General features: G+C 72.7%; 14 protein-coding genes. 9 read left to right on the forward strand and 5 right to left on the reverse strand.

Annotated elements, in window-relative coordinates:
* Positions 1 to 124: 124 nt before the first annotated feature.
* The 5 genes from DEI92_RS10245 (at position 125) to DEI92_RS10265 (ending at position 5411) form a co-directional block, all read left to right on the forward strand.
* Positions 125 to 1447 carry an extracellular solute-binding protein gene (locus DEI92_RS10245; RefSeq protein WP_146249141.1) on the forward strand — a complete coding sequence of 441 codons (1323 nt, stop codon included), beginning with the start codon at positions 125 to 127 and terminating at the stop codon, positions 1445 to 1447.
* On the forward strand, positions 1444 to 2406 hold the full coding sequence (locus DEI92_RS10250; protein ID WP_111013424.1) for a carbohydrate ABC transporter permease: 963 nt from the start codon (positions 1444 to 1446) through the stop codon (positions 2404 to 2406). Before DEI92_RS10245 ends, DEI92_RS10250 begins: the two co-directional genes overlap by 4 nt.
* Before the next feature lie 2 nt (positions 2407 to 2408).
* Complete coding sequence (locus DEI92_RS10255; RefSeq protein WP_111013425.1) at positions 2409 to 3311, forward strand: carbohydrate ABC transporter permease; 903 nt, start codon at positions 2409 to 2411, stop codon at positions 3309 to 3311.
* Positions 3312 to 3450: 139 nt separating this feature from the next.
* Entirely contained in the window at positions 3451 to 4488 is a 1038-nt protein-coding gene (locus tag DEI92_RS10260) for an SIS domain-containing protein (RefSeq protein WP_111013426.1), read from the forward strand.
* 5 nt (positions 4489 to 4493) lie between these two features.
* Positions 4494 to 5411 carry an ROK family protein gene (locus DEI92_RS10265; protein ID WP_181434828.1) on the forward strand — a complete coding sequence of 306 codons (918 nt, stop codon included), beginning with the start codon at positions 4494 to 4496 and terminating at the stop codon, positions 5409 to 5411.
* Between the two features lie 84 nt (positions 5412 to 5495).
* On the opposite strand, the gene DEI92_RS10270 is transcribed toward DEI92_RS10265, so the two are convergent.
* A complete protein-coding gene (locus DEI92_RS10270; protein ID WP_111013428.1) occupies positions 5496 to 6086 on the reverse strand; it encodes a TetR family transcriptional regulator in 591 nt (196 codons plus the stop codon).
* 75 nt (positions 6087 to 6161) lie between these two features.
* Between DEI92_RS10270 and DEI92_RS10275 the strand changes: the two genes are divergently transcribed.
* A complete protein-coding gene (locus tag DEI92_RS10275) occupies positions 6162 to 6923 on the forward strand; it encodes an SDR family NAD(P)-dependent oxidoreductase (RefSeq protein ID WP_111013429.1) in 762 nt (253 codons plus the stop codon).
* A gap of 22 nt (positions 6924 to 6945) precedes the next feature.
* Here the strand turns inward: DEI92_RS10275 and DEI92_RS10280 are convergent, their stop codons facing one another.
* The 4 genes from DEI92_RS10280 to DEI92_RS10295 form a co-directional block, all read right to left on the reverse strand.
* Positions 6946 to 7446: a hypothetical protein gene (locus tag DEI92_RS10280; RefSeq protein ID WP_111013430.1), complete on the reverse strand. Its 501-nt coding sequence runs from the start codon at positions 7444 to 7446 to the stop codon at positions 6946 to 6948.
* Positions 7447 to 7701: 255 nt separating this feature from the next.
* Positions 7702 to 8547, reverse strand: a complete 846-nt coding sequence (locus DEI92_RS10285) for an FAD:protein FMN transferase (RefSeq protein WP_111013431.1) — start codon at positions 8545 to 8547, stop codon at positions 7702 to 7704.
* The gene (locus DEI92_RS10290) at positions 8544 to 9026 is read right to left on the reverse strand and encodes an FMN-binding protein (protein WP_111013577.1); all 483 of its coding nucleotides are present in this window, start codon (positions 9024 to 9026) and stop codon (positions 8544 to 8546) included. Before DEI92_RS10290 ends, DEI92_RS10285 begins: the two co-directional genes overlap by 4 nt.
* A gap of 13 nt (positions 9027 to 9039) precedes the next feature.
* The gene (locus DEI92_RS10295; RefSeq protein ID WP_181434832.1) at positions 9040 to 10449 is read right to left on the reverse strand and encodes a ferric reductase-like transmembrane domain-containing protein; all 1410 of its coding nucleotides are present in this window, start codon (positions 10447 to 10449) and stop codon (positions 9040 to 9042) included.
* A 210-nt stretch (positions 10450 to 10659) separates the two neighbouring features.
* On the opposite strand from DEI92_RS10295, the gene DEI92_RS10300 reads away from it, so the two are divergent.
* From DEI92_RS10300 to DEI92_RS16535, 3 genes are all read left to right on the forward strand, one after another.
* Positions 10660 to 11547, forward strand: coding sequence for a siderophore-interacting protein (locus DEI92_RS10300; protein ID WP_111013433.1), 888 nt, complete (start codon positions 10660 to 10662; stop codon positions 11545 to 11547).
* 62 nt (positions 11548 to 11609) lie between these two features.
* Positions 11610 to 13328 (forward strand): DHA2 family efflux MFS transporter permease subunit, encoded by a 1719-nt coding sequence (locus DEI92_RS10305; protein WP_258370161.1) that lies wholly within the window; start codon positions 11610 to 11612, stop codon positions 13326 to 13328.
* Positions 13329 to 13575: 247 nt separating this feature from the next.
* Positions 13576 to 14244, forward strand: coding sequence for an alpha/beta hydrolase family protein (locus DEI92_RS16535; protein WP_181434834.1), 669 nt, complete (start codon positions 13576 to 13578; stop codon positions 14242 to 14244).
* Positions 14245 to 14253: the final 9 nt, after the last annotated feature.

The following is a 14253-nucleotide window of genomic DNA, read 5'->3' on the forward strand; positions in this document are numbered from 1 at the left end:
TCGAACATGTGAACAGTGTGTTTCAACGGTTGTGCTGTTCGATCACGGAACGCTATGTTTCCGCTACTTGTTCATTCGAACTCTACATGTGTTCGTTCCCACGGTCATCGACGAGGAGACCCCGATGCGTTCCAGTCCCCGAACCACCCCGCCGAGGCGCCGACTGGCGGCGTCGGTGGCCTCCGCGGCCATCGGCCTGCTCGCGCTCACCGCATGCAGCAGCGGTGCGTCGTCGTCCGACGCGTCGGACGGCCGCATCCACCTGACCATGTACCAGCAGTGGGGCGGTGGACACGAGCAGGCCGTCCTCGACCGACTCATCGAGCGGTACGAGTCGCTGCATCCGCGCGTCGAAATCACCGAGACCCCCGTGACGAACAACGCGAAGATCCTCGCGTCGATCACCGGTGGGGACGCGCCCGACATCGTCGACCTGGGCAACTCGCTGCCGCTCGGCGGGTGGGCCGCGGCCGGCGCCCTGCAGCCACTGGACCGGTACATCAGGGCCTCCGGCCTCGACACGAGCACGTACATCCCCAGCGCGATGCGTGCGATGACCTCGAACGGCAAGACCTACGGTCTCCCGTTCCAGGTGTTCACCTCCGGCCTCATCTACAACACGAAGCTGCTGGCGGAGGCCGGGATCACGAAGCCGCCGACGACGCTCCAGGAACTCGCCACCGACGCCGCGAAGCTCACCGAGCGGAACGCGGACGGCACGATCACGCAGATGGGATTCCTGCCGACCTACCCGGGCCCCGACCAGGGCCAGACCTGTCCCCTCATCTCCTACGGCTACGCGTTCGGCGGCGGCTGGACGTCGTCCGACGGCACCGCGACGCCGACGCGCGCCGCGAACGTCGCGGCCCTGACGTGGGAGCAGTCGTTCTTCAAGCGCTACGGAGTCGCGAACGTGCAGAACTTCATCTCGAGCGCAGGCTCGTACCTCACGAGCGGCGACCCGCTCGAGTCCGGCAAGCTGGCGATGATGTTCGACGGCCCCTGGTCCGTCCAGTACGCCTCGGACAACCGGTCCGCAGCTGCCGGTGACCTCCGGGTCGTACCGCTGCCCGCCTCCTCGACCGCGCCGTCCCGCGCCGGCAGCACGTACGTCGACGCGAACGCCCAGGTGATCCCGACCGGCGCGGAGCACCCGAAGGCCGCGTTCGACTTCATCAAGTGGGAGACGACGAACGCGTCGGAGACCGCCAGCTTCTCGGACACCGTCGGCAACATCCCGCAGCTCAAGGACACGCCGTCGTTCGCGCTCGCGTCCGACCCGCAGTTCGCGAAGTACATCGGCATCGCGAAGAGCGCCAACGCACGGAGCTGGACCCAGACCGCGACGAGCTCGAACTACGGCACGCAGCTCTGCGAGGCGCAGGACAACGCGCTCCTCAACGGCCAAAGCGCGACGGCAGCGCTCGAGGCGGTGACGGGACGGTGAGCGGCATCGCCTCCATCGCCCCACGTCCCGAGTCCGAGGTGGCCGGGCAGCGCGTCCCCGCTCCCGCGCGGGCCCGTCGCCGCCGCGGCATCCACAGCGACGGACGCCGCGTGGTCTGGTACCTCGCACCCTGGTTCGTCGGCACGGTCGTCCTCGTCGCCCTGCCGACCGTGCTCGCGGTGTACTGGAGCTTCACGCGGTACGACCTGTTCTCGAGCCCGGAGTGGGTGGGCCTGCAGAACTACACGACGCTGTTCCACGACGCGGTGTTCATCAAGTCGGTCACGAACACGCTGTACACGACCGTCATCGGGGTCGTCGCCGGCACGGCCATGGGCCTCGGCTCGGCGGTGCTCCTGGCGGAGCAGGGCCGCACGAACACCGTGCTGCGCGCCGTCGTGTTCATGCCCGCCGTGGTCCCGCCGGTCGCGACGGGGATCGTCTGGACCTTCATCCTCAACCCCGAGTACGGACTCCTCGACGCGGGTCTCCGCGCCGTCGGACTCGCTCCGATCGGGTGGCTCAGCGACCCGGCCCACGCGAAGCTCGGGCTCGTCATGATGGTGCTCTGGGGCTCGGTCGGCCAGGTCATGATCACGTTCGTCGCCGCGCTGCACGAGGTGCCCGAGGACGTGCTCGAAGCGGCCTCGCTCGACGGAGCCGGACGGTTCCGAACGTTCTGGAGCGTCGTGTTCCCGACCCTGCGGCCCGTGCTGCTCTACAACGTCGTCATCGCCACGCTGTTCTACTTCCAGTTCTTCGAGCAGGCGTTCGTCGTCAACCCGTCGGACCTCGGCGCCCCCGGACAGTCCACGCTGACGTACGCGGTCTACCTCTACCAGCAGGCGTTCACGTTCCTCCGGATGGGCAGCGCAGCCGCGATGAGCGTGCTGCTGCTCCTCGCCTCGAGCCTCGTGATCGTCGTCTTCTTCGCCATCAACCGTCGTCTGGAGCGCTGACCATGGCAACCGACCTCCTCGTCGCGCCCCGACCGACGGCCGCACCCCGGGCCTCCCGGACGTCCCGCCGGTTCACGTCCGGCGCACGACTCACCGCGGGGATCGTGCTCGCGATCCTGTTCCTGATCCCGGTCCTGTGGATGGTCACCGGCGCGTTCAAGGACACCACGAGCGTCACGGCCAGTCCCCCGCAGCTGCTCCCGCACACGTGGCACCCGGGCAACTTCGCCGACGCGATCACGTCCATCGACTTCTGGACGTACCTGCGCAACAGCGCCGTCGTGACCGTCGTCACGGTGATCGGGACACTCCTGGCGTGCGTTCCCGCGGCGTACGCGTTCGCCGTCTTGCAGTGGCGTGCCAAGGCGCCCGTGTTCGGCGTCGTGCTGTTCAGCATGATGCTGCCGTTCCCGGCGATCATGGTGCCCTGGTACCTCATCTTCAAGCAGCTCGGGATGATCGGGACGCTCGCCCCGCTCCTCCTGCCGCCGTTCGCCGCGCAGTTCGTCACGCCGGCGTTCTCCTCGGCCCTCGCGATCTTCCTGCTCCGCCAGTTCCTGCAGCAGATCCCCGGCGAGATCGTCGAGGCCGCGAAGGTCGACGGTGCGGGCAGCTTCCGCATCCTCGTGCAGATCCTCATGCCGCTCGCCCGACCGGTGCTCGTGACCATCACGATCATGACGGCGTTGAGCAGCTGGACGGCGTTCGTCGGCCCGCTCATCTTCCTCAACGACGCCTCGCTCGACACGCTCTCGCTCGGACTGCAGCAGTACCAGAGCCAGCACTTCACCGCCTACAACCTGCTCCTGGCGGCGTCGACGCTGTTCATCATCCCGGTGCTCGCCGTGTTCCTCGCCGGCCAGCGGTACTTCACTGCCGGCGCGACGCAGGGCGCCGTCAAGTAGCGGATCGCGCCTGCCCGACCCCCGGCCCGCCGGCGGTCGTCCGGGAGGCCCGTCCCCTTCCGACCCCGGGTCGCCGTCCCCCCTCGCCGGCCCGGTCCCCACCGCCGCGCGCCGCCGCGGCACGATCAGGAAGCTCCACATGACCGAGATCACCCCCTTCGAAGCCGACATCCTGGAACAGCCCGCGGCCCTGCGGCGCCTCGCCGCCGCCGGACCCGCCGCCGGCATCGAGCGCGTCACCGACCGACCGTGGGACCGCGTCGTGCTCACCGGTATGGGTTCGTCGCACTTCGCCGGCATCCCCACGTGGCGCGCACTCGTCGCGGCCGGCGTGCCCGCATGGAGCGTCGACACCGGACAGCTGCTCGACACCCCCGAGCTCGTGACCCCGTCGACCCTCGTCGTCGCGACCTCGCAGTCCGGGGCGAGCGGCGAGGTCGTCGAGCTGCTCGACCGCATCGGCGCTGGATCGATCAGGCCGGGCGCGGTCGTCGGGATCGCGGACGACGCCACGAGTCCGCTCGCCGTCCGTGCCGACGTCCACCTGGCGCTGCACAGCGGACCCGAGGCGACCGTGAGCACGAAGAGCTACGTCAACACGCTGGCCGTGCAGCGCGCGGTCGCGCTCGAACTCGGCGGTGGCGACACGGCGGGACTCCCCGACGACCTGACGAGGATCGCCGACACCGTCGAGGACATGCTGTCGCGGGTCGACCTCGGCGGGTTCGCCCGCGCGACGGTCGCCGAACCCGGGCGCCGTGTGGCCATGGTCGGCCGGGGCGACGACGCCGCGACCGCGCTCCTCAGCGGTCTCATCACGAAGGAGTCCTCGAAGGTGGCCGCGGAGGGCCACGTCGGCGGGCAGTTCCGGCACGGGCCGTTCGAACTCGCCGGGCCGGGACTGACGACCGTGCTCTACGGGGTCGACGAGTCCGAGGGCGGCGTCGCGCTCCAGCGGCTCGGCGCGGACCTCGTGGCCACGGGGGCTCGCGTGCTCACCGTCGGGACCAGCGCGGTGGACGGCGCGACCGCGGTCCCCGCTCCGCGCAGCGGCCCGGTCGAGGGACTCGTCACGGGCGCGGTCGTCGCCGAGTTCCTCGCCGTCGCGTTCGCGCGCGCGGCGGGGGTGGTCCCCGGAGCGTTCGCGTACGGCTCCAAGGTGACCACGGCACTGTGAGCGCCGTGCCCGACCTCCCCGCCTCCGTCCGTGTCGGCATCGACATCGGCGGCACCGGGACCCGGTTCGCCGCGATCGACGCAGAGGGCGTCGTGCTCGCACGGCACACCGTGCGCACGCCGGTCGCGGTCGACGCGGGTGCCGCCACGGCGTTCCTCGCCGACGGGATCGCCGTCGTCACCGCGGGTGCCGGCGGGCAGGTCGGGCCCGCGACGATCTCGGGCGTCGGGATCGGCGCCTCCGGCCCCGTCGACGCGGACGGCATCGTCCGCAACCCGCACACGCTGCCCGGGTTCTCGGACATCGCGCTCGCCCCGCTCGTCACCGCGGCCAGCGGTGCACCCTGCGTCGTCGAGAGCGACGCGGTCGCCGCCGCGGTCGCGGAAGCGACCGTCGGTGCGGGCCGTGGGGCGGCCGACCTGCTCCACGTGACGATCGGGACCGGTATCGGCGTGGCCGTCGTCCGGCACGGGTCACCCGTGCTCGGAGCGGACGGGTTCCAACCCGAGGCGGGACACCTCGACGTGCCCGACGAGGAGCCGGCTCCGTGTTACTGCGGACGGACGCGGTGTTGGGAGCAGACGGCATCGCGTCGGGCGCTCCAGCGGCTGGCCGGCGTCGAGGACGTCGGCGGGCTCGACCGACTGGCGGCGGCGGCGCTCGACGGGGTCCCGACGGCGCAGGCCGTGTTCGACCGGTACGGACAGCGCGTCGGGCTCGGTCTCCGCACCCTCGTGACGGTCCTCCGACCCACGCGCGTCGTCATCGGCGGCGGTGGTGCGCGGTTCCTCGACGCCTACCGCGACGCGACCGTCCGGACCGTCCGAGCCGTGGCGCTGCACGGCCTCGACCTCGACCTCCGCGCGACCGCGCTCGACGACGACGGTGGGGCGGTCGGTGCGGCGTTGCTCGCCGCGATCTGACGCCGACGGACTGCTGACCGAGGACGCCGACGGACTGCTGACCGACGCTGTCGGCCGGTGGTCACGTCCGGGTCCAGTCGGACCTCAGCCGTCCGCCGACCAGTCCCGGACGAGGCCGGCGAGGGCGCGCTCGACGACGGGCGCGGGATCGCCGCCGTCCTGCCGGGCCCAGAAGGTCATCGCGGCGAACACCGCGGCGGCGATCGCGCTGGTACGGACCTCGAGGAGCAGCGGCGACGCGTCCGGTCCGAGCCGCCGGCGCAGCTCCCCGACGACGAGGTCACGGCCCGCGCCGAGCCGGGTCACCGCACCGGCCGCCAATCGCTCGTGGTCCGCGATGAGACGCAGTCGCGCCCGCGTCACGGGGATGAGCGAGGACGGGAAGGTGAGCGCGGCCACGTACGCCGTCCGCATCGCCTCGTAGGGGTCGGCCCCGTCCGGCAGTGCGGCGAGCTCGGCGGCGATCCGGTCGGCCGCCTCGGCGGTCCCGCCCCAGACGAGGTCGTCCTTCGTCCGGAACAGACGGAAGAGGGTGCGCCGACCGACCCCGGCCGCCACGGCGACGTCGTCCATCGTCACGGCGTCGAAGCCGCGCTCGGCGAACAGCCGGAGCGCGACCTCGGCGACGCGGTCGGGGTCCACCTCGACGGGACGGCCCGTTCTCGCTGCTGCCACCGGGCCTCCTTTTGGCACTGGGTGCTATAACTGCTTCCGGGCCGACCCGCGGCCCGTGTTCGACGAGGAGCAATCATGACGCAGACCATCACCCCGGGACGATTCGACGGGAGGACCGTCATCGTGACCGGCGCCGGTTCCGGCATCGGCCGGGCCACCGCCACCCGGCTGGTGCAGGAGGGCGCCCGCGTCGTCGCCACCGACGTCGCCGCCGACCGACTCGACGCCCTGCGCGGCGAGCTGGCCGGGCACGACGTCGTCACCGTGGTCGGCGACGTGGCGCAGGCCGCGACGATCGACGCCGTCATCGCGGCCGCCGACGGGACCGTGGACGGCCTGGCGAACGTCGCCGGGATCATGGACGCGTTCCTGCCGCCGGCCGAGGTCGACGACGCGACGTGGGACCGCGTCATGGGCGTCAACGTGACGGGGCCCATGCGTCTGACGCGCGCGGTGCTCGGGCTCATGATCCCCGCCGGCGCGGGCTCGATCGTCAACGTGGCATCGGAGGCGGCGTTCCGCGGTTCGGCCGCCGGCGTCGCCTACACGACGTCGAAGCACGCCGTCGTCGGCCTCACGAAGAGCGTCGCGTTCTTCTACGGCCCGAGCGGCGTCCGCGCGAACGCCGTCGCGCCCGGAGCGGTCATGACGAACATCGAGGCCCCGATGCGATCGGACTTCGCCGCCGGCCGCATCGGTCCGATCATGCAGGTCGCCGTGCCCCAGCCCGCCGAGGCGGAGCGGCTCGCGGCTGCGATCACCTGGCTGCTCAGCGACGACGCCGCGAACGTGAACGGCGCGGTCCTGCCGAGCGACGGCGGCTGGTCGGTCGTCTGACCCGAGGCGGCCGCCGGCGCGGTCAGGAGGACGTGCCGGCGTCACCGGTGCCGGTGCCCGTGCCGGTTCCGGTGCCGGTGCCGGTGCCGGTTCCGGTGCCGGTGCCGGTTCCGGTGCCGGTGCCGGAGCCGCTACCCGACCCGGTCCCGCCCGGGAACTCCCCCGTCCCACCGCCCGGCGAGCCGTACCCGCCGGTCCCGCCGCTCGGGAACTGCTGCGTCGTCGTGCCGGACGACCGATGCCCGATGACGTACCCGCCGACGCCACCGACGAACAGGGCCACGACCGCGACCGCAGCGACGACGGCCGGCCAGAACCAGCGCCGCGACGACCTGACCGAGGTCGGCGGCAACATCACGGGCGGCACGCGCACCGACGGCACCTCGCTCCATCCCGGGACGCCGCCACGCCGCTCCCCGCCGGACACCCGGGGCATCGGATCGGGCGCCGGGCGCTGGTCCACCCCGGGAGCGGGCGTGTGCTCCCAGTCGGGGCGTCGGTCCGTGTCGTTCGTGCTCGTCATGGCTGGTCTTCCTGATCGTGGTGCTCCCGGACCTCCGGGCGTATGCAGCGCCGCGAAGCGCCTGGATCGATGACACCGCTCCCGCCTGTGGCACCCGTATGACGGCTCGGTGCGTCCGCTCCGAGAGCACGAACTGCCGGATCGGGCGTCGCTCGGTTCCTTGGCGGTTCCTTGGTCCGGGACGAACAGGATCGTTCCCGTCGCCCCTCCTTCAGCGGAAGCGACGCCCGCGCGGTGCTCGCGCCCGGTACCCCCTTAGGCGGCGTGGGCACCGCGCCGGGTCTGCAGCTGTCGGTCGAGCCCCCACGTCGCGGTCGTGCCGTCGGGCCGCACCGCGAGGACCACGCACCCGTGCTCGGACGCGGCGAGCGCGGCGGCGGTCGCACCACCGGCCATCACGGCCGTGGCGAGGACGTCCGCGGTCACGATGTCGGCCGCGACCACGCTCGCCTGGACGAACCGCTCGCTCGTCGACTGGTCGCCGAGCGGAGACCAGATGTGTGCGCCACGCTCCGCGGTCCCCGAGGTCGCGACGGCGCGGTGCCGGGCGAGGAGCCGCACGCGACGGATGAGCGACGATCGGTCGGCGGGGTCGACGATCCCCGCGGTCCAGGGGCGCCCGGTCATGGTCGTGCCGGCGACGAGGACGTCACCACCGATGTTGCACACCCACCCCACGGCGTCGAGGTCGTCGAGCACGGCGCCGACCCGCTCGATCGCGAGCGCCTTCACAATGCCCGCGAGGTCCACGGTGCCGTCGGGTCGATGGGGATCGAACGCGCCTCCCGAGCGGTTCCGCCAGTCGATCGCGAGCGCGTACACGGCTCGGTGCTCCGCGCTCGTGTCGCCGAGGCGGAGTCGGCCGTGGGCGACGGCGCTCGCCGGGGAGCGTGGGTCCCAGCGACTGAACTCGCGGTCGAGCCGGTCGACGACGGCGGTGATCCGGCCCTCCAGGCCGCGGGTGTCGCCGCGGGGTCCGTCGACCCGGATCGACGCCATCGTGCCCATCGTCGGCACGACGAGTCGCACGCCGTCAGGCGCGTCGATGCGTCTGACGCCGGCGCCGTTCCCTGTCGGTGTCACCGACCCGATCGACGTCATCGCGCCTGGTCGAGCGCCGCCTGCAGTGACTGCAGGTACGCGTCGCTCGTGTAGGTCGCGCCGCTGATGGTGTCGACGTCGGCGGACTGGGCACTGAGGACCTCGTCCTCGAGGAGCGGTGCCGCCTGCTCACTGATCATGACGGAGCGCTGCTCGGCGTCGGTGAGGTGGAGGGGTGTCACGGCCGTGATCTTGCCGCCCGACACCGTGACCTGCACCTGGACGTCGCCGTACTGGGTCGACACCGTGGAGCCGGTGAAGGTCCCGTCGGTGAACGTCGCCGTGCTCGTCGAGCCGGACGACGTCGAGCCGGACGACGACGAGCCGGACGACGACGAGCCGGACGACGAACCGCCGTCGTCGCCACTGGCCGCCGGGGTGGTCGTGGTGGTCGTCGTGTGTGGCTGCCCGACCTCCCAGGACCCCAGGACCACGGCGACCGACGCGAGGACCCCGCCGATGAGTGCCCGTTTCCTCATGACCACCCTCTCCTCACCAGTCGAATCGTTCGCGGTGCAGCCGGTCCGCGGGCAGACCCGCGCGTCGGGCGTCCGCCTCGACGAGGTCCGACCAGCCGTCCGGTCCGCAGATGTACAGGTCGCTGTCCGCGATGCCCGGCCAGACGGTGCCCGCACTGACCCCGCGCGCCGTGTCAGCGGCGGCGAGCCACCCGTTCGGACCCGGACCACGCGGTCCGATGCTCGTGTACACGCGGGCGCCGTGGTCGGTCGCCCACTGGAACACCTCGTCCCACAGGTACGTCTCGCGCTCGCTCCGGGCGCGGAGGAGGATCGTCACGGCGCCCCGGGGCACGTCGAGGTGGTCGAGGAACGCGCGGATCGGGGTGACACCGATGCCGGAGGCAGCGACGGCGATCCGGTCGCCTGCCCGGACACGGTCGGTGAAGACACCGTACGGTCCGGCGAACGACACGCGCGTTCCGGGCGGGAGCGTCGCGAGTCGACCGCTCCCGGCACCGAGGGACCGGACGGTGATCCGCAGCCGCGTGCTCGACGGAGCCGCCGACAGCGACAGCGGATGGGCGTGCCACCAGGTCTCGCCGGACCAGAACCGCCAGATGAGGAACTGTCCGCCGCGCGCCCCGAGTCGGTCGAGCCGACGTCCGCGGATCCAGAGCGACACGACGTCGGGCGCGATGCGCTCGACGTGCTCGACCACCATGCGGTGCCGGACGCTCCGGATCGCGGGCACGGTGAACCGGAACCAGCCGATCGCGCCGATCGCCGTCGCGTACAGGAGGATCCAGTACGTGCGCTGCCACGAGCCGTGCGCGAGCATGCCGCCGAGCGACAGCTGGTGTGGCAGAGCGATGAGCACCGCGACGTAGCTGAGGAGGTGGACGGCGTGCCAGCCCTCGTACGGCAGGTACCGCCGGACCGCGACGACGCTCGTCACGACCACCGCGATCATCGCCAGGATCGCGAGCAGCGAGAGGAATACGTCGTACGTGGTGACGAGCGCCCACCCCTCGGCGAGGACATCGACGTGCGCCGCGAGCGCGTACCCGACGACGAGCAGCACCGCGTGGGCCAGCAACAGGTACAGGGACGGCTTGCCGAGGGACCGGTGCACGGCCATCGCGCTGTCGTGTCCCACCACGCGGTCGATCCACGGGATGCGGGCCGCGAGCACGATCATCACGAGCACGAGGTCGGTCCCGACGAGGCCAGCCGCGATCCCGAGGTCGGTGACGACGACACCGATGCCGTCCCACCGCACCGGGACCGCCGTGAGCCAGAGCGCGAGCGCCATGGCGGCCGACACCCACACCGCGACGACGAGCAGGTCGACGGTGACCTGGCGCGTCCGGTGCCGCCGGCGGAGCTGCCGCTCGGTGGGGCGCCGTGTGGGCGCTGCCCGCCCAACCGTCCCGATCGCCATGGGGTCTCCGATCCGCTGCGACGCCAGCACCCTGCCGGTGGTCGTGGGATGATCGAACGGTCTCAGGCTGTGTCGATCCCATGAGCGGGCCGGGGGCGGGTTGTGAGAACACGCGGGTTCTCCTCAGTGGCCGTACCCGCGCACGGCGGCTCCGAGAATCGACCGAGAAATGCCCGGTCACGCCGCGGATGTGCTGGGAGACTGCAGGTGATGACGAATCCCCCCGCACCCGCTGCCGCCGGATCCCAGCCGCGGCCCGCCCGAGCCCAGCACGTGTTCGTGGTCGACCGGACCGAGCGCCTCGGTCCGCACCTGGTCCGCGTGCACCTCGGCGGCCCCGCGTTCGACGACTTCGTCGCCGGGGCGTCGCCCGACCGGCTGGCCGCCGCCGACAAGTACGTCAAGCTCCTGTTCGCGCGTCCGGACCTCGGCCTCACCCCGCCGTACGACCTCGACGCGCTCCGCGGCCGACTCGCGCCCGAGGACATGCCGGTGCGCCGGACCTACACCGTCCGCGCCGTCGACCCGGTCGCCCGCACCATCACGATCGACTTCGTCGTGCACGGCGACGAGGGCGTCGCCGGCGTCTGGGCCGCGTCCGCACGGCCGGGCGACACCCTCGCGCTCTCCGGTCCCGGAGGCGGCTACTCCCCCACCGCCGACCCGGCGACCTGGCACCTCCTCGTGGCCGACGACTCCGCCGTGCCCGCCGTGGCCGCCGTCCTGGAGGCCCTGCCCGCCGCCGCCTCGGGACGCGCGTTCGTCGAGGTGGACGGTCCCGAGGACGAACTCCCGCTCGCGGCCCCGGACGGGGTCGTGGTGCGGTGGCTCCACCGCCGTGGGCCCGACGGAGCCGTCGCCGGAGCCGGGGCACTGCTCACGGAGGCCGTTCGCGGACTGTCGCGGCCCTCCCGGCCGGTCGCGGTGTTCGCGCACGGTGAGCGCGGCGCCATGCAGGCGATCCGAGCGATCCTGCAGGACGGCTGGGGAATCGAGCGCCGCGCGATGTCCCTGTCGGCATACTGGGCGCTGGGTCGCGCCGAGGACCGCTTCCAGGCCGAGAAGCGCGAGCCCATCGGGCAGATCTTCGCCGACTGACCCCGCACCGCCCGCCCTCCGGGCCGGGTGCGCACCGCCCATCCTCGATCCGAGAGCGACCCGTGACCGAACCGACCACCCGGCAGCCGTCCGCCGACGCCGTGCCCCGCCGCGCCTGGCAGGCGATGATCGTGCTCCTCGCGGGCATGTTCATCGCACTGCTCGACACCACGATCGTGAACGTCGCCCTGCCGACGATCCGCCAGTCGCTCGACGCGTCCGAGGCGACGCTGTCGTGGATCATCTCGGGGTACGCGCTCGCGTTCGGGCTGACGCTGATCCCGGCCGGACGGGTCGGCGACCGCATCGGGCACAAGTGGGTGTTCTTCTCGGGGCTCGCGCTGTTCACCGCCGCGAGCTTCGCGTGCGGCATCGCCTCGGACGCCGTCTGGCTGGTCGTGTTCCGCGTGGTCCAGGGTCTCGCGGGCGGCATCTTCGTCCCCGCGGTCACCGCCCTCATCCAGCTGCTGTTCCCGCCGCGGACGCGCGGACGTGCGTTCGCGATCATGGGTGCCGTCATCGGGGTGTCCACGGCGCTCGGGCCGATCCTCGGTGGTCTGCTCATCCAGGCGTTCGGGGACACCGACGGATGGCGCACCGTGTTCTACGTCAACGTGCCGATCGGGATCGCGACCCTCATCGCGGCCGTGGCGCTCCTGCCGGCCCGACGCGACCTCGACGTCCGCGAGGGCGCGAAGGGCGTCGACCTCGTCGGACTCCTGCTCGTCTCCGCGGGCCTCGTCGCGCTGCTCGTCCCGCTCATCCAGGGCCAGGACGAGGGGTGGCCGCTCTGGACCTACCTGACGCTCGCGGCCGGTGTCGTGCTCATCGCCCTGTTCGCGCTGTGGGAGCTCCGGGTCAGCCGCCGGGGTGCGGCACCCCTCGTCCCACCGCACCTGTTCAGCCACGGGGCGTTCACGGGCGGCGTCATCCTCGCCCTGGTGTACTTCGCCGCGTTCACGAGCATCTTCTTCACGATCTCGCTCCTCTGGCAGAGCGGCCTCGGCCACACCGCGCTCGAGTCCGGGCTCGTCGCGACCCCGTTCGCCGTGGGCTCGATCGCCGGCTCGTCGCAGAGCGCCCGGCTCGTGGGCCGGCTCGGACGCAACGTCCTCGTGCTCGGTACGGCGCTCGTCACGGTCGGGCTCGTGTGGTCCTGGCTCGTCCTGCAGCTCACGGACGCGTCCGACCTGACGAACTGGGAGTTCCTGGCGCCGCTGTTCATCGCCGGTGTCGGCAACGGGTTCTTCATCGCCCCGAACGTGCAGATCATCGTCGCGACCGTCGACCCGGCCGAGGCCGGCGCCGCGAGCGCGGTCGTCAACGCGATCCAGCGGGTCGGCGCAGCCATCGGCATCGCGGTGATCGGGTCGGTGCTGTTCGGGACGCTGACGGTGTCCGGCCGCTCGAAGGCCGCGCTCGCCACCGGGTTCGCCGACGCCGCGGCCCACGCCATGCTCGTCAGCGCGGCGTTCGCGCTGCTCGCGTTCCTGCTCGTGTTCGTGCTCCCGCGGGGGCAGCAGCCCGGACGGGGACAGCAGCCCGGCCAGGGGCAGCAGCCCGGACGGGGGCAGCAGCCCGGGCAGGACGCGCAGACCGAGCCCACGCCGCACGACGAGCACACGGCCGCCGCCGACCACACGGCCCCCGCCCAGCCCACGCAGCATCACGACCACACACCGGCCCACCTCGCATCGGGGGCCCCGACGGACGCCGGTGGCACACGGGTCCCGGCGGAGCACCACGCCCGCCACGTCGCGCCGCCGGACACCGGAGCCTGATCGTCCCCATGGCCGCACCCTCCGGATCCCGCCGCGCCGTCGTGACGCGCCGGTCACTCGTCGTCGGGGCGGTCGGCGTCGCCGCGGTCGGTGCCCTCGGTGCCGCCGTCGACCTCCGGGCGCTCCCCGGGCGGTCCACCCTGTACCGGGTGCTCGGCCTGGACGGCCACGCCGGGCGCATCCCGGACGTCCGTCCCGTCCGACGAGCTCGGGCTCGTTCACCTCGCGCGCACGACGCGGTCGACGGGTGGGCTGGACGGTCGCGGCGCCGACGTCGGACCACGCGCTCCCCGTCGTCGTCGCGCTCCACGGGTACGGGGACGACCACGCGGACCTGTTCGGAGACCGGCTCGGCCTCGACCGGTTCCTCGCCGAGCACGTCGACCACGGTGGTGCGCCCTTCGCGATCGCCGCGGTCGACGGGGGCGACCGCTACTGGCACCGGCGGGCCGACGGTGACGACCCCGCGTCGATGGTGCTCGACGAGTTCCTCCCCCTGCTCGCGCGGCAGGGACTCGACACGGGCCGCCTCGGGTTCACCGGGTACTCGATGGGCGGGTACGGCGCACTGCACTTCGCGGGAGTGCTCGGGCGCCACCGCGTCCGCGTCGTCTCCGCGCTGTCCCCCGCGCTGTGGACCACCGCCGGGGACACCGCCCGCGGTGCGTTCGACGACCCGACCGACTTCGCCGCGAACACGGTGACGGGCCGGCAGCGCGCGCTCGACGGCATCCCGGTGCGGATCGACTGCGGCACCGGCGACGGATTCGAACCGGCGGTCCGGACGTACGTCGACGGATTCACCCGTCGTCCGGCCGGTGGGTTCGAGGCCGGCGGCCACGACATGGCGTTCTGGAGGCGCCTGGCACCCGACCACGTCGCCTTCCTCGGGCAGCACCTCACCTCGGCGACCTGACGGGCCGGC

This window comes from Curtobacterium sp. MCBD17_034 (assembly GCF_003234515.1).
Taxonomy (GTDB): domain Bacteria; phylum Actinomycetota; class Actinomycetes; order Actinomycetales; family Microbacteriaceae; genus Curtobacterium.